Consider the following 22,163-nt stretch of genomic DNA (forward strand, 5'->3'; position numbering starts at 1 on the left):
AACAGGGGGGATATTTCATGAGTAATAATAAAAAGAACCACAATAATAAAAGTAACAATAAACAAAAGAGCAGTTCGCATCCAAAGCATAAAACGAGCAGCAGTGCGAACGGTCATAATAGCTACCATTAAAAAAAGCGGGTCCTTTATCAGGGACCCGTTACTTATTTCCTTTTAATAATCGTAAGCCATTCAAGATTACAAGAATGGTACTTCCTTCATGTCCAATAACACCGAATGGAAGAGCTAAAAACTGCAAGAAATTAGAACAAATCAGCATTGCAATTACAGCTAGCGAAAAGATTACATTTTGCTTTACAATACGGTTCATTCGTTTTGATAAACGGATTGCTTGAGAGAGACGAGATAATTCGTTCTTCATGAGAACAACGTCTGCAGTCTCTAATGCTACATCTGTTCCTTCACCCATTGCCACACCAATACTAGAAGTAGCGAGCGCAGGTGCATCATTTATACCGTCTCCGACCATTGCTACTGTACCGTACTTTTCTTTTAACTGCTTTATCGTTTCAACTTTTGTTTCCGGTAAACATGATGCGTAATATTCTTTTATATTACTTTCATTGGCAATTGCTTTTGCTGTTTCTTCATTATCACCAGTAATCATGATTGCTTCGACACCAATGCTTTGCAAATCACGAATAGCCGCTATCGTTTCTTGGCGAAGGGTATCTTTTAAAGCGATCAGTCCAAGAATACCATCCTCATCACTAATATAAACGACAGTTTTCCCCTCTTTTTCAAGTGAAGCAGAAATGCCATTATGAAATGTCTTTGTTTCTTCTCCAATAAAATCAGCTTTACCAATTTTATAAGATTTGTTTTCTAATATTCCTTTTAATCCAAAACCAGTTACATCTTCAACGTTTTCTGGTTTTTTTATCGTAATGTCGTAAGCATGTTTTGCATATTTAACAATCGCTTCTGCTAAAGGATGTGTAGAGTGACTTTCAATCGCTGCTGTAATAGAAAGTACTTCACTTTCTGTTATGCCTTCTCGAACATATACATCTGTTACAGTAGGTTTTCCTTGTGTTAATGTTCCTGTTTTATCAAAGGCAATCGCCTTTACTGAAGCTAGACGTTCTAAATGAATACCACCTTTAAAGAGAATACCGTTTCTCGCTCCGTTTGAAATTGCTGATAAAGTTGCCGGTGTAATGGCTGCAACTAGCGCACAAGGAGAAGCGACTACAAGTAAGATCATCGCGCGATAAAACGTTTCATTCCAACTCCAATCAAGTAAGAAATGAGGAACAAACATCATAAGCGCAACAACAAGTAGTACACCTTTTACGTATGTTCCTTCAAATTTTTCGATGAATAGTTGTGATGGGGATTTTTCGCTTTGTGCACTTTGAACGAGACGAATAATCTTTTGGAATAATGTTTGATCGCTCGGCTTCGTAATTTTAACTTCAATAGCACCACGTAAATTTACAGTGCCGGCAAATACTTCATCGCCGAATTTTTTCTCATTCGGAATGGGTTCTCCTGTAATAGCAGCTTCATCAATATTTGTTTCACCAGTATGAATTGTGCCATCAGCAGGAACACGCTCACCTGGCTTAATTAAAATAATATCGTTAATTTGTAATTGTTCAACTGGAACACGTTCCTCAATTCCGTTTGAAATACGTAATGCTTCTTCAGGTTGTAGATTAAGAAGCGCTGAAATTTCTTTTTGGCTTTTACTTAATGTATAAGATTCCATTGCTCCGCTTAATGCAAAGATGAAGATTAAAATAGCACCCTCTGCCCAGTAACCAATAACTGCGGCACCGATAGCTGCAAAAATCATGAGCATTTCAACATTTAGCTCTTTCTCTTCAATTGTGTCTTCAATACCTTCTTTCGCTTTTGCAAATCCTCCAATTACATAAGCAAGGATATATAAAGTAATACCTGCACTTATTGCATTATTTTTTGTGAATAACCAACCAGCTAAAATAAAAATACCAGATGCGATTGCAAATATAAGTTCATAATGTTTCTTTAATGTATCCCATAAAGAGGGATTAGAAATATCTTTTTGTGCTTGTAATGTTTTTACTTCTGCGTTCATTAATACTCGCTCCTTCCGAATTCTTATTGAGAAAAAGAATCAAAATCGAAACCCCTATAAAACGACGAAAGCTGCCATCCATAATGGATAGCAGCATTTCTGTTGAATCTGATTTTAATAGTTATTATGTTGTAATTATTCTATAGTATAGCATATGTTTTTCTTAGATGATATGTTTTTGTTTTAGTATAAAGTGAAACTTTAATTAGTGGGGGTTTTGTTCATCCCACGCTGATTATTAGCCCTCGCCAATCGGGCTTTTACTGCCCGGCGAATAGCGGGATAAACTGAAAACTTGTGTTTTCGCATTTCCTTTGGTATATATGAATATTGTTCATAAAAAGGTCGGAAAGGAAGACATCAAGTTGAAGACAGAGAAATTTTTTACCCATCCGATTGGCGTGTTTATTGCTGCAATAGTAGCAACATTTTTATGGGGAAGCGCATTTCCCTTTATTAAATTAAGCTATGCTGAACTTGGAATTCAGCCACAAGAAGTCGGGGAACAAATATTATTTGCTGGCTATCGCTTTTTCTTATCTGGTGTAATGCTCTTATTATTTTTTAAAGCGTTAGGAAAAGATATGAAGTTCAAAAAAGGAACAGGAAAGCAGTTAGTTCAAATTGGCTTGTTTCAAACTTTTCTTCAATATATATGTTTTTATATTGGAATGAGTTACAGCTCAGGAATTGAAGGAGCGATTATTTCAGGAACATCATCATTCTTTCAAATTTTACTCGCACACTTTTTATATAAAGATGATGCTCTAAATAGGCGAAAAGTAATTGGAGTAGCTATCGGTTTTTGCGGTGTGATTTTAGTGAATGTACCGAGTGATGGAAGTTTATCATTTCATTTTGGAATAGGTAGCTTATTACTTCTTGGGGCAGCCATGATGTATTCGTATGGAAACATATTAGCGAAAGAAGGTAGTAAAACATTAGATATTGGGTATATGACAGCATATCAGATGATTTTCGGATCAATTGGGTTGCTATGTATAGGTGCATTTCAAGTTGGAATGATGCCATTCACATTTAATCTACATGCGATACTTATGCTCATATATTTATCGTTCTTATCAGCAGCCGGATTCTGTATATGGAATACAATTATGAAGTATAACAAAGTAGGGAAAGTCTCGATGTATATGTTCTTTATACCAGTGTTTGGTGTGCTACTATCAAGTCTAATTTTAGGGGAAGCAATCCATTCCTTTGTACTATTTGGTTTAGCATGTGTCGCAGCGGGAATTATTGTAGTAAATCGTAACCCGGTTAAAAAGAAAGTTGAGCAAGAAAAACAAGTAGCATAGAGAACAGAAAAACGATTAAAATGGAAGAACAGTATTGTTCTTCTTTTTTTACATAGAAAAAGGAGAACGTGATATATGTAACGAAAAAAGATAGAATAAAGCATTTATTGAGGAGAACATATTATGAATGTACTTTACATTGTGTTAGTCGGGCAAATTATTCTTTTTTTAATGGGAGCAATTTATGCAATAGGACAGACGAAGAGAACGAGAAATAATATGCCGTTACCTTTAGCAGTTCGTCTTATTCTTAGTTTTTCTTTAACAGGAAGTGCAATTTGGATATGGTTACAAGATCCATCGGCTGAGTACAGTACGTGGGTTGCACTCGGTATGACTTTATCAACTGTAGGGGATTTATTTATGGCAGGATTAATTCCAATTGGTCATCGATTAATTGGAGGAATGGTTACTTTCGCTCTTGCACATTGTTTCTATGTGAAAGCATTTTTACAAACAGGTATTTCATGGAATGGTTTTTGGATCGGTTTATTCGTATACGGACTCTTTCTAATTATAGGGTGGTTTTTCTTTATTCGAAATGAAAAACAAGACAAACTTTTTACAATAGGCGCTCTAATTTACGGTTTGTGGGTTGGAGGAATGGCATGTTTTGCATTCGCCTTATATTACGAGAATATAGGAATATGGTGGATACCAGCACTTGGTGGTTTACTGTTTGTGATTTCTGATTTTATTATCGGCGTGACAGATATCGGAGGGCGCAAACTGAAGTATGAACCGCTTTGGATTTGGTTTACATATGTCGCAGCGCAGATGTGTATTGTATATGTAGGATTATAAAAAGATACTCTCAAAAATAGTTGATAGACTATTTTGAGAGTATCTTTTTTATTGCTATGCTATTATATTTGTTTGTTTAATTTGTGCAGTATCTTATACTTTCTAAGCATAAATTTCATAGGAAAAGTCCTGTTTGATAGATGGAAAACATAGTATATAAAAATAGTGAATTTATAGGGATTATTATTTTTATATTTGTAATATTCTAATGTTATAATTCAGAATTTTGTGGAAATTAACCAGCCGGAGTACTTATAATAAAAATAAAAAGATGATGAGATGGTGGAATGATGCAAAAGAAAAAATGTTTGCGTGAATTCTTTGGAATAATTGCAATTGCATGTTTATTAGTGTTTTTGGCAAAAATCTTTTTGTTTTTCCCTACGACTGTAAAAGGAGCATCGATGAGGCCGACGTTACAAGATGGAGATAAAGTAATTATTAATAAACTTGCAAAGAGATTTGAAAGTTATGAGAGAGAGGATATTATTGTCGTGAAGACAGATAATTTCTATGTGAAGAGAGTTATTGGATTACCAGGAGATGTAATTGAGATGAAGAATGATCAATTATATGTTAATCATCAAGTGAAAAATGAAGAGTATTTAAAGAATAATAAAAAACAGGCAGAAAAATTACTTATCAATTTAACTGAAGATTTTGGACCGATTACAATTCCTAAAAATAAAATTTTTGTGATGGGAGATAATCGTTTAGTTAGTAGGGATAGTAGGAACGGCTTAGGGCTCATTGATAGAACAGAAGTATTAGGAAAGTTCATGGCGATATATTATCCATTTGAACATGTGAAAATTGTAGATTAAAAATAAGAAAAACCAAGCGAATTAGTTGCTTGGTTTTTCTTATTTAAACAGTTGGTGTTTTATTTATTGTTTCTTGTGAAGTAATATGTTCATTATTTTGGTCGATATTTAACATGAATTTTCGTTGTAACAATTGCAATTTAAAGAGTGTTAAAGGATCATGATAAGTTTCTGGGTTTGTTCTTAGCTTTGTTAATGTTTGCTCATCTTCTTGTATTTCAAGTTGGGCCGCTTCTACGGTTTGTTTCAATATGCTAAGAGGGTCTTTAAAGAACATCATGATATCCCGTTCTAGCGCACCTTCAAATACTTCAAATTGAAGGAAGAATTGTTTTGAAATCATCTGAGCAACTTCTGTATAATCTTCTGTTTCAATATATTGTTTATATTTATTTGATAGCATAGATTGATTTTTTTGCATATTACCGAATAATTTCCCTGCACTCTTTAAGAAAAATTGTGTCGGTGTAAAGCGTAATAAAATATTGATGTTAGCTACTGTAATTCTATTCGTCATTCTTGCAACATCTCTATCCCAGTCATCTAGTAATTTGAAATCACAAGGAAGTTTAATACGCTCTTCCTCATAGAGCTTATTAAAGGTATCGCTCATTTCATCTAAATAAGCTTGAGCTTGAATGAATTCATTATGAGCAGTTTCAATCCATTCTTGAATAGACCCAGTAAATTTAGGAAGAAGCACTTGCTGTACATGTTTTTGAATTCTTTCATTCATTGCTACATTGAGTTCTTCATGGACCAGTTTGAAATCACTATCTTCTTGAACGAGGTCAGAGCAACTCTGCAACAATTCAGGAATTTGAGAATGTATATCCTGCGTAATCTCTTCTTTCGTTAAGAGATAAGATTCTGTAATAGAACGAATTTTATCTTTTTGAATGGCAGTAAGATTATTAATAAAACCATCAAGTTTTACTAAAATATGTTTATTCCAGCGAACGGATTTCACTAACGTATTTTCTAATTCCACACGTTCATTTACAAGGTATGCAATTGTTTTTTGGATAAACCATAATAATTTTTCAATGCGTTCTTTTTCCACGTTACGCTTAGTAAGGTTAGAAAGAATAGAGTCTGTTACGTTACCTAGCTGTTCACTACTCTCTTGTGAAGGAGAGTAAGGGAAAAAGTGTGCTTCTGGGAAATGTACGAGTATTTTCTTTTTAATGCTGTTCGTGATATTTTCACTAGTATTCGTATCAATTGTTTGTAAGACGAATTTAATTTGTAAATTTGGTACTTGCTCACGAATATATAATAATGTATCGAGCTCTTCATCATGTAATGGTGAAGCTGAATTTAGGACATAGATGAGACTATCTGCTGCCTGTAAGTATTCAAAGTAAGAGCTGTTTTTGTCAAGTTGTCCATGCACAGTAGGTGTGACAAGGAATGAAAACTTATTTTTTCGTAAAAATCTACTTGGTAATTTAACTTCAATACATTTTCTTTCTAGTTTTGACTGAGAAGGTACCGCTAGTATGTTATGAAGTTCGTCAAAGTTTGGTATATTTCGTATATCTAGTTCTGTAAGCTCAGTTATTTTAGTTTGACTATCATCTTTAAATGTAATTGAAGTTGTTATAGCCTCATTTAATATATTTTCTCCTAGTATAGAGTTAATAAAGGCTGATTTATCATAATCGCTAGCTCCTGCTACTAGAAGTTGTGTAACAGTTAAATCGTATAACTCACGAACAAGTAGTGTGAATTGATGACCTAAATCTACATCATTCTTCTCAGCCCATACAGCAATCGTTTCAAATAATGCTGATACGTCTGCCATATCAACATTTGCATGAGCTGATGCATTTGAAAGTAAGGCACCTGCGCTTTTTACGAGTAATGATTCTAGAGTTGTCGGTGAAACTTCATTCCATGCTAATACTGCTGCGGATACAAGTAAAGAATCTTCCGCTCTCATTAAACTAAACCAATTTGTTAATAAATCTGGTACAAGTCCTTGTAATTCGTGCATGAAATGTTGTCCAGTAATCAATTCGAAGTACGTCTCTTGATAGCGAGTAGAAATTTCATTCCAATCGTCATGAGCATCTACTTCAACATGTAAGAATAGGTGATTTATTGTTTGAATCCAAGGGAGATGGAATGATTCATTTTCATAGCTGTTCCAAAGTGAGATAACAAGCTCTTTAAATTGAACTTGATCAATTGTATATAAGGCTTTTAAAGATTCATAGAAATACTCAGGTTTAATTTTTTTAGTAAAGCCTCTGTTCACATAATTGATTAAAGTATCGAACCAGTGTAATGATTTTGTTCGAATTCCTTCTTGAACAGCGAGTTCAATAGCATTATTCCAATCTTCTTGTTTTTCATAGAACGATCGAGCGATTGCAGTAATATTTGGATAGTCTGGTTGAAATGCAACAGCCTCGCTAATCGTCTTAAATGCTAGTCCTAAACGATTTTGCTCTATATAAAGGGAAAGAAGTTGTAGGGAAACTTCCATTGTAAGAGTTGTATCTTCTGTTTGGATAGATGTATAAATTTCTTCTGCTTTTGGCAAGAAATCTAATTCGAAATAAGCATCTGCAATATTCTTCATAGCCCAGAGAGCAAGTTCATTATTTACTTTCTCCCATTTGAATATAGCGGCTTCAAAGTCGTTAGTTTGAAAATAAACTTCACCTTGTGCAAAGCGAATATTAGATATATTGGAGAATTCATTTTTTGATTCATTTATATATGCTTCACCGAGTACTTCCGCTACCGGAATGGAAGAGTCTTCTGTTAAAAATGTTTTATAGTAAATCTTTTGGATAAATTGTTTTTCAATGGTCATGTTCGTTCCCCCTGTATAATTTAGAAAAATGATGTTGTATGTAAAAGGGTGCATGTTACTCTAATAGGTAGAAGTTGCATTATATAGACCAAACTATGTTTTTGCTAGATATATCATTTTTCTTGAGAGTTAAACCGTTGCAAAAAGTAACTTCCCTTTATTGTAACAAAAAAATAAGCCTATGAATTTTTATTTTTTTATCTCGCTATTTATAGGCAGTAGGACTCCTACTCCAAAATTGAGCGAATGCAAGGAAGTTAAGTGGGAGACCTGCTGCCCGTAAAATCCCGATTGGTTCAGGCCAATAATCAGTAGGGATGGATAAAAAACCACCGATTAAATCTCTATTTAAGGAATGGAATAGAAGTAGAGTTCATTATAAAAACAATGTATAGTGAATATGTATACCATGTTTGTCTTAAAGATAGAATGGGCACAATATGGGATAACGATCGTGTATAGGATGTGTCTTCCGAATGGAACAACATATTGGCGAGTTAATCGCACATTATGGATATTTTGGAATTATTATAGCTTTAGCTGGCGGGATTGTTGGATTACCTATACCGGATGAGTTTTTATTGACTTTTATTGGATATAACATTTCAAAAGGAGTTATGTCAGGAACAGCTGCTTTTTTAAGTGGAATGGCAGGTGCAATGCTTGGCATTACATTAAGTTACATATTAGGTTTAAAACTTGGACTCCCTGTTTTAAAAAAATATGGTCCGAAAGTTAGAATTAAGGAACATCATATTGAAAAAACACATATTTTATTTGAAAAATACGGTCCATTTCTTTTAATGATTGGCTACTTTATACCGGGAGTACGTCATTTAACAGCATATTTTGCTGGAGTTTCAAATTTAACATTGTGGCGATTTTGTTTGTATGCTTACGGTGGTGCACTAATTTGGATAAGTGTTTTTATTGGCTTAGGTTGGAAACTGGGAGAGAAGTGGCGCTTTGTTGAATATAGTTTACATCATTATGGAATATGGATTTTATTAGTTTCGGCAATTGTAATATTGATTGTGTGGATTTACATAAGGAAAAGAAAAAACCGCTAATAATAGCGGTTTTTTTAGCTGAAAGCAATAAATAATACACCAGCTGTAATAAAGACTACACCAATACCGGTCATAAAGTTTAACTTTTCACCTAATATAATCATCGCGAGAATAATGGAAAATACTACACTTAATTTATCGATAGGTGCTACTTGTGAAACTTTTCCTGTTTTTAACGCAAGAAAATAAAATAGCCATGACGAAGCACCAGCGATTCCACTTAATGTGATAAATAGCAGTGCTTTTTTATTTAGGAGGACATCACCGATATTTTGAAATTTACCTTGTATAATAATAACTCCTACCATAAATAATGCCATAATAATAGAGCGAACCGTTGTTGCGACGTTGGCATCGATTCCATCTAAGCCAATCTTTCCGAAAATAGATACGAGGGCAGCAGCAATTGCTGATAATAGTGCGAATAATAGCCATGAACTCATAGTGAAACTCCTCCAATCTTACATTATTATACATGAAAATCATTCTCATGTATAAAAACGAAATAAACCCCCGCCCTATATTTTTAATAAGGTGGGGGTTTATTATACTACTCTGCTATTTCTTCATATAAAAAGTACGTTACATTATAAATATGCTCTACTTCATCATCCGTCATAAATAATAATTCGTCACGTTCAATCCCTTTTTTCTTTTCAATAAACTCAATCATGTTTTTTCGTTCTTCTCTTTTCATCAATTTTAATTTCTCCCCTCAATCTGTTTTAATACAGTTTATTTAAGTTACTGCTATTATATAACAGAATCTTTAGAAAGTTCCACCTATTTTATTGTTTTTTCAGAAGAACCTTTCGACAAAACAAGCCCACCTAAGGGGGGCTTGTTTTTATTTTATAGTCGTAAAAACTCGGGCTCGGTCGTACCAGCACTATCGATGTAATAAATTGTATCGGGATTGATTTTTATTAGTACGTAATTAGGGTCTTCCGCACCGAGTAACCAGCGTTTTAAGCTATTAGTCCAAAATTTGTTTTTTAATGTTTGATCTTCTTCGATGGAAGCTATACCTTCAACTTCAATGTAATCCTCATCTAATTTCTTTCCTTCACGTCCAAGTAGTACATGTACATTGGGATTTTTTTCAATATCTGTTATCTTTTTTGAATTTCGATCTGTTGCAACATATAGTACAAAATCTTCGTGGAAAAACATCATAAAGGCGCTATGTGGCTTATCGTTACGTACAGTAGATAATACACCAGTGCGTTGACCTTGAATAATAGTTGCGATTTTTTCTTTTAAGTGCATATTTTTAGCCTCTTTTCATAATTCATAATTTTTTCTGTCTGGACAAGATAATTTAAATATCTTTCATACTGTTTTCTTCAATCCGATTTTTTAAACGTAATTGTGATGAAATCGGACAAGTTAGGAGATGAATAATAATAATATCGAGGAGAAATACATACGATGGAAGGATGAAAAGCATGTTTAATAAAATATTTCTCATAGTAGCGCTTATAGGTGTACCACTTTCTGTAATCGGAAAAACACTTCATTGGCCACAAACTATTATGTTTGCTGTATACTGCATTACTATTATTGCATTAGCTGGTTTTATGGGGAGGGCGACAGAAAGTTTAGCAATTGTTTCTGGGCCTCGGATAGGTGGTTTATTAAATGCAACTTTCGGTAATGCCGTGGAACTTATCATTTCAATTTTTGCACTCCAGGCAGGATTAACAGAAGTTGTTTTAGCTTCCTTAACTGGTTCTGTACTTGGAAACTTATTACTGGTAGGAGGGTTATCCTTCTTTATAGGTGGCCTTAAGTATAAAAGACAAAGTTTCAATGTTTATGATGCAAGACATAATTCAGCTTTATTAATATTTGCTGTTGTCGTAGCCTTTGTTATTCCAGAGATTTTTTCAATGAAGATGGATGCTGGAAAGACGTATCAATTAAGTATTGGTGTTTCTATTATCATGATCATTATGTACCTTGCTGCATTGCTATTTAAGTTAGTTACGCACCGCGGTGTATATCAACATAAGAGCGATGAAGAAGTACATGAGGAGGAGCCTGAGTGGTCGAAAGGTAAAGCGCTACTCGTTTTAGCGATAGCAACAATTGCGGTAGCTTATGTTTCAGAGGCACTCGTACATACTTTTGAAACGGTTGCAAAGTCATTTGGCTGGTCAGAGTTATTTATAGGGGTTATCATCGTTGCGATTGTTGGTAATGCAGCAGAACATGCATCTGCGATTATTATGGCATATAAAAATAAAGTAAATATCGCAGTAGAAATTGCAGTAGGTTCTACATTACAAATCGCCATGTTTGTTGCTCCTGTGTTAGTACTTCTTTCGATGCTTTTTGCACAAAAGATGCCTCTAGTATTTACAATACCAGAACTTGTTTCTATGATTACAGCTGTTTTCTTAACTATCGCCATTTCAAATGATGGGGATACAAACTGGTTTGAAGGAGGCACTTTATTAGCTGCGTATGTCATTATGGGAATTGGTTTTTATTTATTATGAAAAATAGGGATAACAATGCTTCAGAGGGAAAACACTAAATACAGTAATTTATATACCTTTACGTAGGAAGGAGCCAGACAGGTGAAACGAGTATACAGCATATGTCTTTCAACCATGGTCTCGTTTATTTTATTATTTCCTAACAGTAGTTTTGCAAAGACAACGGTAGAAGTAAAAATGCCTTCATCTGTTTTAAATATTTCAAAGGATAATACATTTCCAAATGACGCACAAGATTTACCGCGTTTACAGCCAAGTAAGTTTGCGCAAGAACTATTGAAAACAGCAAATATTAAAATTGAAAACCCAGATTTAATTCGAATGTTTAATGAAACGACAATTTCGAATGCACCGCTTGCAGTAGGGTACCGAGCGAAAATTTATTTAGGACAATGGGCATTAAATTATGAGTCAATAGACACATCGATTAATTGGGAATATAAGCAAGTAAATCGAAATGTATATGATAATCGCGGAGGGGATCGCTTATACCCACTTCGCTATAAGCAAGAAACCCAAAAGACAATCGAAGGTGATTTAACAGCAGATATGAAAGATACTACAGATGTGAAAAAAATGATGCTTCTAAAAGCGCTTGAAAAAGTACAATTGCCACTTTCATTTAAAACAACCATTGGTTATGGTACCGGACATGAGCGTGTTTATAATATTAGTCCAAGTCAACTTGGATATTTATATGCGTATACACCAGCAGTAAATGAAAAAGGAAAAGTAACATTTGGAGAAGTCTACCTTGTGTTAAAAGGGAATCAAAAAAAGCTTGTCGTGAAAAATATTACATCTCAAGGAATCGGAGCCGCTATTCCAATTCATGATCATTTATTTTTTAAATTTGTTTCTTCATCGCATGCACAATGAAATAAAAAACGTCAGCCTATAAGCTGACGTTTTTTATTTATCCCGCTATTTGCGGGCAGTAAAACTCCCACCTCAAAATTCGGCTGGAGCAAAGAAGTTAGGTGGGAGGCCCTGCTGCCCGTAAACTCCCGATTGGTGTGGGCTAATAATCAGTGGGGGATGAACAAAACAACCACTGATTAAAGTTTCACTTTATAACATAATGTTTGATGTTTTTGATAAGAAATCTTCTTTTGGATAGTAGCTATTTTTTACAAGAACGTTTGGTCCAAGGCATTTCACGGCAGGACAATGGCAACTTAATGATTTTGCTGTTTTTGAGTCACACCATTTGTCGTAAGCTTCTTGTAGTGTATTTGTTTGTACATTACCTAGAAGCGGGACATCACCGAAGTCGGTCACGATAATATTTCCATCGAAAATATTTACGTTCAAACGAGAACGACCATCTGGATCATTGCGGACAGTTACATTTTTACTTTCATGTAATTTCTTTAGTGTAGCTAAATCGTGTTCATTATCACTACATGCATAGAAAGGTAATGTTCCGAATAACATCCACACATTTTCATCACGGATCTCTAATAAATGTTCAACTGCATTTCGAATTTCTTCTTTTGTTAAAATTTCAAGTGTGCTAGCGAAGTCACTCGGATACATCGGGTGAACTTCATGACGTTTACAGCCCATTTCTTCAACGATTTGACGGTGAATATGTTCAATATGTGGTAGAGTTCGTTTGTTTAACATAGTTTCGGCTGATACGAGTACACCTGCCTCTGATAGAGCTTTACTATTTGTAATCATTCTTTCAAATAATTTAGCGCGCTGTTCATAAGTAGGCTTACGCTCCATCATTGCAAATCCGCCTTCAACGAAGTCATCGATTGTTCCCCAGTTATGTGAAATGTGCAATACATCTAAGTAGGGAATAATTTGTTCGTAACGTGCTAAATCTATAGTTAAGTTTGAGTTAATTTGAGTGCGAACGCCTCGTTCATGGGCGTATTTTAAGAGTGGTGTTACATAGTTGTCGACGGATTTTTTTGAAAGCATAGGTTCTCCGCCTGTAATACTTAAAGAACGTAAATGAGGAATCTCATCTAATCGTTTTAATAAAAGCTCCATCGGAAGCGGGTTTGGATCTTTCGGCTGTAATGTGTAACCAACAGCGCAATGCTCGCAACGCATATTGCATAACGTCGTCGTTGTAAACTCAACGTTTGTTAATAGTAGTTTGCCGTACTCTTCAAGGTCCATATACGCTTCCCATGGATCGTAAGAAGGAGTAATCGGCTTCATTATTTGTGATATCGTCATATGAAATACTCCTTTGACTATTGAAATAACAATTTGTCCATTCTCTATAATAGAAGAATATGAGCTTTTTATAAAGTGAAACTTTTTTGTGAAAAAAGAGAGAGGGCTTACATTATAATGAATTACTGTGACGAAATTGATGAAATTACATGCCCATAGCAATCATTTTTGCGGTATAATAAAAGCAACTCGAATTAAAAGGAGAGTGCCTTCATGGGAAAAGCAATTCAAGGTAAAGATTCACAACTAGTATATTTGAAAGAACGTTTAAATATGTTCATTGAAGTAATTGATACGATTGAACCAGAAGAGGTAGAATTAGAAGATGTAGATCGTCTTCTTGCAATGTTAGATGAATTAGAACTGAAATGTGAGCAATTTAAAAAAGACGAATAATATATTAAAAAGGCTGCCACTACAAAATTGGCAGCCTTTTTCTGTACGGATAATAGAAGGAATATAGAAAAAAAGGTATAATCAAGTTGTGAAAAATTTCATTTAACCTTTAATGGCGTGAAATAAATAAACAGCTGAAGAGTATAACAATGGAATTTTCATTTCATAACGTTTTGGTAGCGTTCACAATTGAGGGGGAAGTAACAATGGAAAAGCTTCAAGAAAGCATGTATCAACTAATTGTTGAAACGTCAACGAACTTACCGAAAGATGTTCGTCGCGCAATTCAACAAGCGAAAGAACGAGAAAATGCAGGAACTCGTTCGGCGATGGCACTTGGCACAATTACGAATAACATTAAAATGGCAGATGATAATATCTCGCCAATTTGCCAAGATACAGGGATGCCAACGTTTAAAATTTATACACCAGTTGGTGTGAATCAATTAAAACTGAAGGAAGCTATCTATAGTGCGCTTGAGCGGGCGACAAAAGATGGTAAACTTCGTCCAAACTCTGTTGATTCTCTTTTTGGAGACAATAGCGGAAACAATTTAGGACCAGGTACACCTGTTATTAAGTTTGAACAATGGGAAAAAGATTACATTGATGCACGTTTAATTTTAAAGGGCGGCGGTTGTGAGAATAAAAATATTCAATATAGCCTGCCTTGTGAAATAGAAGGACTTGGACGAGCTGGGCGTGATTTAGAAGGAATTCGTAAATGCCTTCTTCATGCAGTATATCAAGCGCAAGGTCAAGGGTGTAGCGCAGGAGTAATCGGCGTCGGTATCGGGGGAGACCGCACATCAGGTTACGAATTAGCAAAAAATCAATTATTCCGTACATTAGATGATGTAAATCCAGTTCCAGAATTACACAAGCTTGAAGAGTATGTATTAGAGAATGCGAATAAGCTTGGCATTGGTACGATGGGATTTGGCGGAGAAACAACTTTATTAGGTTGCAAAATTGGAGTATATAATCGTTTGCCAGCGAGCTTCTACGTATCTGTTGCGTATAATTGTTGGGCATATCGTCGTCTTGGCGTAACAATTCATCCTGAAACAGGTGAAATTATGGATTGGTTATACCAAGAAGGTGAAGATACACTTCAACAAGACGCTGCGCAAGAACAAACAGAGCAGCGTGAAATCGTATTACAAGCTCCAATTACAGAAGAGCAAATTCGTGAACTTCGTGTTGGTGACGTTGTTACAATTAACGGCATGATGTATACAGGACGTGATGCGATTCATAAACATTTAATGGATAACGATTGTCCAGTAGATTTAAAGGGACAAATTATTTATCACTGTGGTCCAGTTGTAGTGAAAGATGAAAATGACAATTGGCAAATTAAAGCGGCAGGCCCAACGACAAGCATTCGTGAAGAGCCATATCAAGGCGATATTATGAAAAAGTTCGGTATTCGTGCTGTAATTGGTAAAGGCGGTATGGGTGCTAAAACATTAGCAGCTTTAGAAGAACACGGTGGTGTGTACTTAAATGCAATTGGTGGTGCAGCGCAATATTATGCTGAATGTATTAAAGAAGTGAAAGATGTTGATTTCTTACAATTCGGTATCCCAGAGGCAATGTGGCATTTACGTATCGATGGTTTTAAAGCAGTTGTAACGATGGATTCTCATGGTAAAAGTCTACATGCTGATGTTGATAAAACATCACTTGAAAAATTGGCGAGCTTTAAAGAACCTGTATTTAAGTAAAGAGAAGTGCATCTCGAATTATTCGAGGTGCATTTTTTTGGTATATATAGAAAAACATGTTCAGCATGAAAGAAAGCAGGGAAACAGAAACTACAGGTACGATTATATATGGAAAGGAGACTATTTATGAAATATAAATGGTTATATATAGGTCTCATTTTTTCAATTATGATGGCACTTGTTCCAGTTTCAGCATTTGCTTATACGAATACACCACATAACTGGGGAATCCCACGTCCTAAAAATGAAACGGTGCCAGATGCAGGGAAACTATATACAGAATTACTACAAAAAAATGGTGGGTTTTATTTAGGAGATACGAAGAAAAAAGATATTTATTTAACATTTGATAATGGATACGAAAATGGATATACAGGAAAGATTTTAGATGTACTGAAGGAGAAAAAAGTACCAGCAACTTTCTTTGTGACGGGACATTATATAAAAACACAAAAAGATTTATTATTAAGAATGAAAAATGAAGGACATATTATTGGTAATCATTCTTGGAGTCATCCAGATTTTACAACAGTAAATGATGCAAAACTTCGTGAAGAATTAACGAGCGTAACGGAAGAGATTAAAAAAGTTACTGGGCAAAAAGAAGTGAAATATGTACGCCCTCCGCGAGGCGTGTTTAGTGAAAGAACGCTAGCGCTTACGAAAGACATGGGATATTATAACGTGTTTTGGTCGCTTGCATTTCTTGATTGGAAAGTAGATCAGCAAAGAGGATGGCAATACGCTCATAATAATGTAATGACTATGATTCATCCAGGATCTGTTTTGTTACTTCATGCAATATCAAAAGATAATGCAGAAGCACTTGCGAAAATCATTGATGATTTGCGCGAGAAAGGGTATCATTTTAAAAGCCTAGATGATTTAGTAAAAAGCAATCAACCGTAAGCATGTATGCTTGCGGTTTTCTCATGCTATAATGATGTGTAAAAAGGATGGGGAAACGTATGTGGAGCGAACATGTTACGTTAGAATATCCGTACCATTTTGAGGAAGTACTAAAGCGTTTATCTTTCGACCCGTTAAACGTTATTCAATTAGACGAGAAAGTAATTTATGTCCCGCTTTTTATAGACGAAGAACAGATTGTTGTTCGTTTGCAAGGGATTGGTACTGTTCAAAATCCACAGTTTTGGATCTCTAGTCAGGCAGGAGATCAAGAGAAAGTAATGAAACGAATGAGATCCATTTTTCACTGGAATGAACCGTTTCAAAATATACAAAATCATTTTTTAAACACATCATTACGTCCACTATTTGAAACATATGCTTATACTCCAATTATTTTAGAATTTGATTATTTCGCTTGTCTTCTTCGCTGTATTATTCATCAACAAATAAATTTGAAATTTGCTACTGTGCTAACAGATCAATTTGTAAAACGATATGGGACAGAGAAGAACGGCGTTTTCTTTTTCCCAACACCAGAAAGAGTAGCAAACATTTCAATAGAAGAATTGAGAGAGCAGAAGTTTAGTCAGCGAAAAGCCGAATATATAGTAGGATTAGCAAAACATATTGTAGGCGGTAAATTAGATTTAGCAAGGATACAAAACGAAACAGAAGAAGAAGTATCGGCACAATTGTTACCAATAAGGGGTATTGGAGCATGGACAGTGCAAAACTTTTTAATGTTTGGGCTTGGTCGGAAAAATATGTTTCCAAAAGCAGACATTGGAATTCAGCGCGCAGTGCAAGGTGTATTTCAATTAGATAATAAGCCTGATGATGCATTTTTAGAAAAAGTGAAACAAGAGTGTGAACCATATTGCAGTTATGCAGCGTTATATTTATGGAAAAGTATAGAGTAGAGGTGTAATAATGATACAAAAGCAACAAGAGAGTAAGTTGGAAGTTGGTCAAACGTTTCCTGTGACAATTAAACGTCTTGGGATTAACGGAGAAGGCGTTGGTTATTTTAAGAGACAAGTTGTTTTCATTCCAGGGGCATTACCAGGAGAAGAAGTTGTTGCTGAAGCAACGAAAATTCAGCGTGGCTTCGCTGAAGCGAAAGTGAAAAAAGTTCGTAAATCCTCACCACATCGTGTGAAAGCACCATGTTCAGTATATGAGGAGTGTGGTGGCTGTCAATTGCAGCATTTGGATTATAAAGAACAATTAAATCAAAAGCGTGATATCGTTGTACAAGCATTTGAGAAGTACATGAATAACAGTCTGGAAGAGAAAATTCGTCCGACGCTTGGTATGGAAAATCCATGGCATTATCGTAATAAAAGTCAATTGCAAGTGGGGCGTAAAGACGAAAAGGTTATTACAGGGTTATATAAGCAAAACTCACATCAGTTAATTGATATTTCTCATTGCATGATTCAACATAAAGCAACGAATGAAGCGACAAAAGTTGTAAGACGTATATTAGAAAAATTAAATGTTTCTATTTACAATGAGAAAAAACAAAAAGGTTTAGTACGCACAATTGTGACACGTACTGCAGTTCAAACAGGGGAAGTGCAAGTCACACTTATTACAACAAAAGAAGAATTACCAAATAAAGATCAATTTATCGCAGAAGTGCAAAAACAAATGCCAAGTGTTAAATCAATTATGCAAAACGTAAACTGGCGTAAAACATCTGTTATTTTCGGTGATAAAACATTTAAATTAGCTGGAAAAGAAGTAATTCAAGAAACACTAGGTGATTTATCATTTGAATTATCAGCACGCGCATTCTTCCAATTAAATCCAGAACAAACAGTTGTTTTATACGATGAAGCAAAAAAAGCAGCTGCTTTAACAGGAAACGAGAAGATTGTGGATGCGTATTGTGGTGTCGGTACGATTGGACTTTGGCTTGCGAATGATGCAGCGGAAGTACGTGGTATGGATGTAATTCCAGAAGCGATTGAAGATGCAAAGAAAAATGCAAAACGCCACGGATTCACAAATGCAAAGTATGAAGCTGGTAAAGCGGAACAATGGTTACCAAAGTGGGTAAAAGAAGGCTGGCGTCCAGATGTCATTGTTGTCGACCCACCGCGTACAGGTTGTGATGATAAATTACTTGAAACGATTTTAAAAGTGAAACCGAAACAAGTTGTTTACGTGTCTTGTAATCCTTCCTCATTAGCACGTGATGTGGAAACATTAATGGAGAGCTATGAAGTGGAGTATGTACAACCAGTTGATATGTTCCCGCATACAGCTCATGTAGAAAATGTGGTGAAACTTGTTAGAAAGTAACATTCAATAAGGATATGTCCCTCACAAAGCAAGAGCTATGTGAGGGTATATTTTATTTAGCGAATGGAAGTAAGGAGAATATAATGAACAATTATAAATTGACGATTCAATATGATGGTGCGCGTTATAAAGGGTGGCAACGTCTTGGTAATAATGACAATACGATTCAGGGGAAAATCGAAAGTATAATATCTGAAATGGTCGGAAAAGAAATTGAAATTATCGGCTGTAGTAGAACGGATGCTGGTGTACACGCTTTGAATCAAGTAGCTAACTTTCAAAGTGATGAGAAGTTAGTAGAACATAAAGTGAAAAAGTATTTAAATCAATATTTACCAAATGATATTAGTATTACGAGTGTAGAAGAAGTACCAGATCGTTTCCATGCTCGTTACAATTCTAAAGCAAAAACATATCTTTATAAAATTTGGAATGAAGAGCATACGAACCCATTTATGCGTAAATACAGCATGCACGTGAATAAACAATTAAATGTGAAAAGCATGAAAGAAGCTGCGAAACATTTAGTTGGTTCACATGACTTCACTGCCTTTTCAAATGCAAAGTCTAAGAAAAAATCTATGGTTCGAGAAGTGTATACACTTGATGTTTCCGAAGAATCAGGATTTGTACAAATTAGAGTAAGTGGTAACGGATTCCTTCATAACATGGTGCGGAAAATTGTTGGAGCATTAATTGAAGTTGGATTAGGGCAATTAGAGGCGGACGCAATTCCAAACATTTTAGAGGAAAAACAACGTAATCAAATTAATTGTCTTGCTGAGGCGAGTGGATTGTATTTGGAGAATGTTGAATTTTAATAATAAGTAAAAAAATCGAGCTGATAAGGCTCGATTTTTTTGCACTCTGAAATTAAGAAGATTTCTCTTTCTTCATACGTAGCTTCAAATTCCAAAAAGCAGCAAGCATAATAGCTGCAAAGGAGCCGCTAATTGTGCCTAAGAGCTTTGCATGAGGAAAGCTGCTCATATCAATGAATAGCATTATACATAGAATGGTAGGGAAAAGACCTAAGTAGTGTAATAAATTCAACTTTTTATCATTACTCATATACATTGCCCCTTTCTAGCATATTATACGTTTATTATAACATATTTTACCAGTTTTTTTACACTTGGAGAAAGATTCATTTCATATGTGTAAGTGCAATTTTTTAATTCGATATTGTAAGTTTTGTCTACTCAATCCTAAAAATTTTGCGGCTTGTGAGATATTACCTTTATTTTCTTTAAGAATTTGATGGATATATTTCTTTTCCATTTCTTCGATTATACGTTTTAAAGTTTGTGGCGTATCAGTATTGTGACTAGTTAGCGGAGTCTGCATATTCAGTTCCTTTTTTGCTAGTTCGCGAAAGTGCGTTGGCATATGGAACGCTGTAATGATATCTTCATCTTCTATTAAGTTCATGGAGCCTTCAATTATATGTTCTAGTTCTCTCACATTACCAGGCCAATCGTATTTATAGAAGAAGTTATTTACGTTTAAATCTACATCTTTTACGCTAAGATCAAATTGGATATTGTATTTTTCAATAAAGTGTTGAACAAGATATGCAATATCTTCTTTTCGTTCCCGTAAAGGTGGAAGACATAAAGTAACAACGCTTAATCGGTAATATAAGTCTTGTCTTAATCGATTGTGTGCTATGGCTTCAAGAGGATCTTCATTAATAGTTGCTATAATACGAACATCAATTTCTTTTTCTTGCGCCCCCCCAATTCTTCGTATTGTTTTCTCTTGTATAGCACGCAATAATTTAGCTTGAAGTGCTGGGCTTAATGAGTTGATTTCATCTAATAACAAAGTTCCCCCATTTGCCTCTTCAAATAAACCAGGTTTATCTATTGCTCCTGTAAAAGCACCTCGATTTGTACCAAATAGTAAACTTTCCATTAAGGTTTCTGGTATAGCGGCACAGTTTTGCGAAATAAATGGTTTTGTTGAACGCTTGCTTTCATTATGGATGCTTTGCGCAAATAGCTCTTTACCGGTCCCTGTTTCCCCGATGATAAGTATGGAGGATGGCGTACGTATTACTCTCTTTGCTTCTGTAATGACCGATTGAATAGCTCTAGAATCACCAATTATGTGATCAAAGGTAAACTTAGTATTTTGTTTTCGAGAAAGGTTCGTTTTCATTGTTTGCTTTAAATGACTAATCTCTTTTGAAATTTCAATAGCGCCTTTAATTTTTCCATTTTCTATTATAGGAAAAGTATCGTTAATCGTCGTAATCTCTTGTCCTTTATTGTTAAAATACGTTTGTTTTATATTTTTGTTTGTTTTTCCAAGTTTTAAAGCCTCTATAAGAGTACTATTTTTATTTTCTTCAAATGCAAATACTTCTAAAGGATTTTTATCTAGCACATCTAAGCGATCCATTGATTCAATTTCCATCATTTTACGGTTATAGATAATCGTTTTACTTTCCTCATTAATAATATGGATCCCAATATCTAGTTCATTGAGTAAAGTTTCGTATAGCACATTCATTTCAATAATCTTTTTAAAATTGATTTCTTCTGTATGCATGTATTATCTTCTCCTCGTTATACCCTATGAAGACTGACTTTTTATAATTTTATTAAAATTCTTATAAAATCGCAAAATTTTTTTGCTATTTTCTCTTAAAAATTTTCAAATGATAGAAAATTTTTGCGGTTATGCAGATTTTTTTCGTAAGAAATCCTAATTTTACATAGGTATTGAGGTTGGTACGTATTTTGCATGAATAGTAGTTAAGATCTCTAAATTTAAAGAGTAGGGGGATTATGAATCTTCATAGTGTATGCAACGTTTCAGTTTCAATTAATAAGAGGGAGGAATTTATAAAGTGAAGACGGTTATAGAAGGCGTGTATAGTCCTTGTTACGGGAAAGTAGAGAAATTATTTGTTACTGAAAGTTCTTACGTATATGAGTGGGAAAAATTAGCGTTAATTGAAACAATAGATAAGCAGCAGGTGGAAATTAAAGTGGGAATCAGTGGTTATATCGAATCATTAGAAGTGGTAGAAGGACAAGCTATCGCTGATCAAAAACTATTAATAACATTGAGGGATGACCTTTTAATAACAGGTAGTGATTAATATAAGTAGTATGTATTTTTGCTCTTTTAAATAATTATTTTTACTATGAAGAATTTTAAAAACGCTTACATTAA

21 protein-coding genes are annotated in these 22,163 nt (G+C 34.7%); 13 read left to right on the forward strand and 8 right to left on the reverse strand.

The window, feature by feature from the left end:
* Positions 1–159: 159 nt before the first annotated feature.
* The gene (locus NSS97_RS02285) at positions 160–2,085 is read right to left on the reverse strand and encodes a heavy metal translocating P-type ATPase (protein ID WP_341111418.1); all 1,926 of its coding nucleotides are present in this window, start codon (positions 2,083–2,085) and stop codon (positions 160–162) included.
* Between the two features lie 365 nt (positions 2,086–2,450).
* Here NSS97_RS02285 and NSS97_RS02290 point away from each other — a divergent pair, with 365 nt between their 5' ends.
* From NSS97_RS02290 to lepB, 3 genes are all read left to right on the forward strand, one after another.
* Positions 2,451–3,401 (forward strand): DMT family transporter, encoded by a 951-nt coding sequence (locus tag NSS97_RS02290; protein ID WP_002125011.1) that lies wholly within the window; start codon positions 2,451–2,453, stop codon positions 3,399–3,401.
* 123 nt (positions 3,402–3,524) lie between these two features.
* Positions 3,525–4,205 (forward strand): lysoplasmalogenase, encoded by a 681-nt coding sequence (locus NSS97_RS02295; RefSeq protein WP_002029577.1) that lies wholly within the window; start codon positions 3,525–3,527, stop codon positions 4,203–4,205.
* Positions 4,206–4,492: 287 nt separating this feature from the next.
* Positions 4,493–5,029, forward strand: a complete 537-nt coding sequence (gene lepB / locus NSS97_RS02300; protein ID WP_107887823.1) for a signal peptidase I — start codon at positions 4,493–4,495, stop codon at positions 5,027–5,029.
* Positions 5,030–5,072: 43 nt separating this feature from the next.
* Here lepB and NSS97_RS02305 read toward each other — a convergent pair whose 3' ends face one another.
* Positions 5,073–7,856: a tetratricopeptide repeat protein gene (locus NSS97_RS02305; protein ID WP_341111420.1), complete on the reverse strand. Its 2,784-nt coding sequence runs from the start codon at positions 7,854–7,856 to the stop codon at positions 5,073–5,075.
* A gap of 476 nt (positions 7,857–8,332) precedes the next feature.
* Between NSS97_RS02305 and NSS97_RS02310 the strand changes: the two genes are divergently transcribed.
* Positions 8,333–8,926, forward strand: a complete 594-nt coding sequence (locus NSS97_RS02310) for a DedA family protein (RefSeq protein ID WP_002029574.1) — start codon at positions 8,333–8,335, stop codon at positions 8,924–8,926.
* 14 nt (positions 8,927–8,940) lie between these two features.
* Here NSS97_RS02310 and NSS97_RS02315 read toward each other — a convergent pair whose 3' ends face one another.
* The 3 genes from NSS97_RS02315 to NSS97_RS02325 form a co-directional block, all read right to left on the reverse strand.
* A complete protein-coding gene (locus NSS97_RS02315) occupies positions 8,941–9,369 on the reverse strand; it encodes an EamA family transporter (protein WP_002029573.1) in 429 nt (142 codons plus the stop codon).
* Between the two features lie 107 nt (positions 9,370–9,476).
* Positions 9,477–9,623, reverse strand: a complete 147-nt coding sequence (locus NSS97_RS02320; protein ID WP_000817786.1) for a BH0509 family protein — start codon at positions 9,621–9,623, stop codon at positions 9,477–9,479.
* A 155-nt stretch (positions 9,624–9,778) separates the two neighbouring features.
* On the reverse strand, positions 9,779–10,195 hold the full coding sequence (locus tag NSS97_RS02325; RefSeq protein ID WP_002140268.1) for a pyridoxamine 5'-phosphate oxidase family protein: 417 nt from the start codon (positions 10,193–10,195) through the stop codon (positions 9,779–9,781).
* A 179-nt stretch (positions 10,196–10,374) separates the two neighbouring features.
* Between NSS97_RS02325 and cax the strand changes: the two genes are divergently transcribed.
* Positions 10,375–11,430: a calcium/proton exchanger gene (gene cax, locus NSS97_RS02330; protein ID WP_016103262.1), complete on the forward strand. Its 1,056-nt coding sequence runs from the start codon at positions 10,375–10,377 to the stop codon at positions 11,428–11,430.
* Between the two features lie 81 nt (positions 11,431–11,511).
* Complete coding sequence (locus tag NSS97_RS02335; RefSeq protein ID WP_002125017.1) at positions 11,512–12,309, forward strand: YfkD famly protein; 798 nt, start codon at positions 11,512–11,514, stop codon at positions 12,307–12,309.
* Positions 12,310–12,501: 192 nt separating this feature from the next.
* On the opposite strand, the gene yfkAB is transcribed toward NSS97_RS02335, so the two are convergent.
* Positions 12,502–13,629, reverse strand: coding sequence for a radical SAM/CxCxxxxC motif protein YfkAB (gene yfkAB / locus NSS97_RS02340; RefSeq protein WP_002125019.1), 1,128 nt, complete (start codon positions 13,627–13,629; stop codon positions 12,502–12,504).
* A gap of 213 nt (positions 13,630–13,842) precedes the next feature.
* Between yfkAB and NSS97_RS02345 the strand changes: the two genes are divergently transcribed.
* From NSS97_RS02345 to truA, 6 genes are all read left to right on the forward strand, one after another.
* On the forward strand, positions 13,843–14,025 hold the full coding sequence (locus NSS97_RS02345; RefSeq protein ID WP_002010264.1) for an SE1561 family protein: 183 nt from the start codon (positions 13,843–13,845) through the stop codon (positions 14,023–14,025).
* Between the two features lie 206 nt (positions 14,026–14,231).
* Positions 14,232–15,755: a class I fumarate hydratase gene (fumA, locus tag NSS97_RS02350; protein ID WP_088293327.1), complete on the forward strand. Its 1,524-nt coding sequence runs from the start codon at positions 14,232–14,234 to the stop codon at positions 15,753–15,755.
* Between the two features lie 126 nt (positions 15,756–15,881).
* On the forward strand, positions 15,882–16,664 hold the full coding sequence (gene pdaA, locus NSS97_RS02355; protein WP_088031664.1) for a delta-lactam-biosynthetic de-N-acetylase: 783 nt from the start codon (positions 15,882–15,884) through the stop codon (positions 16,662–16,664).
* Positions 16,665–16,723: 59 nt separating this feature from the next.
* On the forward strand, positions 16,724–17,587 hold the full coding sequence (locus NSS97_RS02360; RefSeq protein WP_002125025.1) for a DNA-3-methyladenine glycosylase family protein: 864 nt from the start codon (positions 16,724–16,726) through the stop codon (positions 17,585–17,587).
* A gap of 10 nt (positions 17,588–17,597) precedes the next feature.
* Positions 17,598–18,977 (forward strand): 23S rRNA (uracil(1939)-C(5))-methyltransferase RlmD, encoded by a 1,380-nt coding sequence (gene rlmD, locus NSS97_RS02365; RefSeq protein ID WP_002029595.1) that lies wholly within the window; start codon positions 17,598–17,600, stop codon positions 18,975–18,977.
* 83 nt (positions 18,978–19,060) lie between these two features.
* Positions 19,061–19,798, forward strand: a complete 738-nt coding sequence (truA, locus tag NSS97_RS02370; RefSeq protein ID WP_002125027.1) for a tRNA pseudouridine(38-40) synthase TruA — start codon at positions 19,061–19,063, stop codon at positions 19,796–19,798.
* 52 nt (positions 19,799–19,850) lie between these two features.
* Here the strand turns inward: truA and NSS97_RS02375 are convergent, their stop codons facing one another.
* Positions 19,851–20,048: a hypothetical protein gene (locus NSS97_RS02375; protein WP_107887826.1), complete on the reverse strand. Its 198-nt coding sequence runs from the start codon at positions 20,046–20,048 to the stop codon at positions 19,851–19,853.
* A gap of 81 nt (positions 20,049–20,129) precedes the next feature.
* Positions 20,130–21,533 carry a sigma 54-interacting transcriptional regulator gene (locus NSS97_RS02380; protein ID WP_107887827.1) on the reverse strand — a complete coding sequence of 468 codons (1,404 nt, stop codon included), beginning with the start codon at positions 21,531–21,533 and terminating at the stop codon, positions 20,130–20,132.
* Between the two features lie 301 nt (positions 21,534–21,834).
* On the opposite strand from NSS97_RS02380, the gene NSS97_RS02385 reads away from it, so the two are divergent.
* Positions 21,835–22,089: a biotin/lipoyl-containing protein gene (locus NSS97_RS02385; RefSeq protein WP_044444334.1), complete on the forward strand. Its 255-nt coding sequence runs from the start codon at positions 21,835–21,837 to the stop codon at positions 22,087–22,089.
* Positions 22,090–22,163: the final 74 nt, after the last annotated feature.

This window comes from Bacillus sp. FSL R12-0074 (assembly GCF_038005725.1).
GTDB classification, from domain to species: domain Bacteria; phylum Bacillota; class Bacilli; order Bacillales; family Bacillaceae_G; genus Bacillus_A; species Bacillus_A mycoides.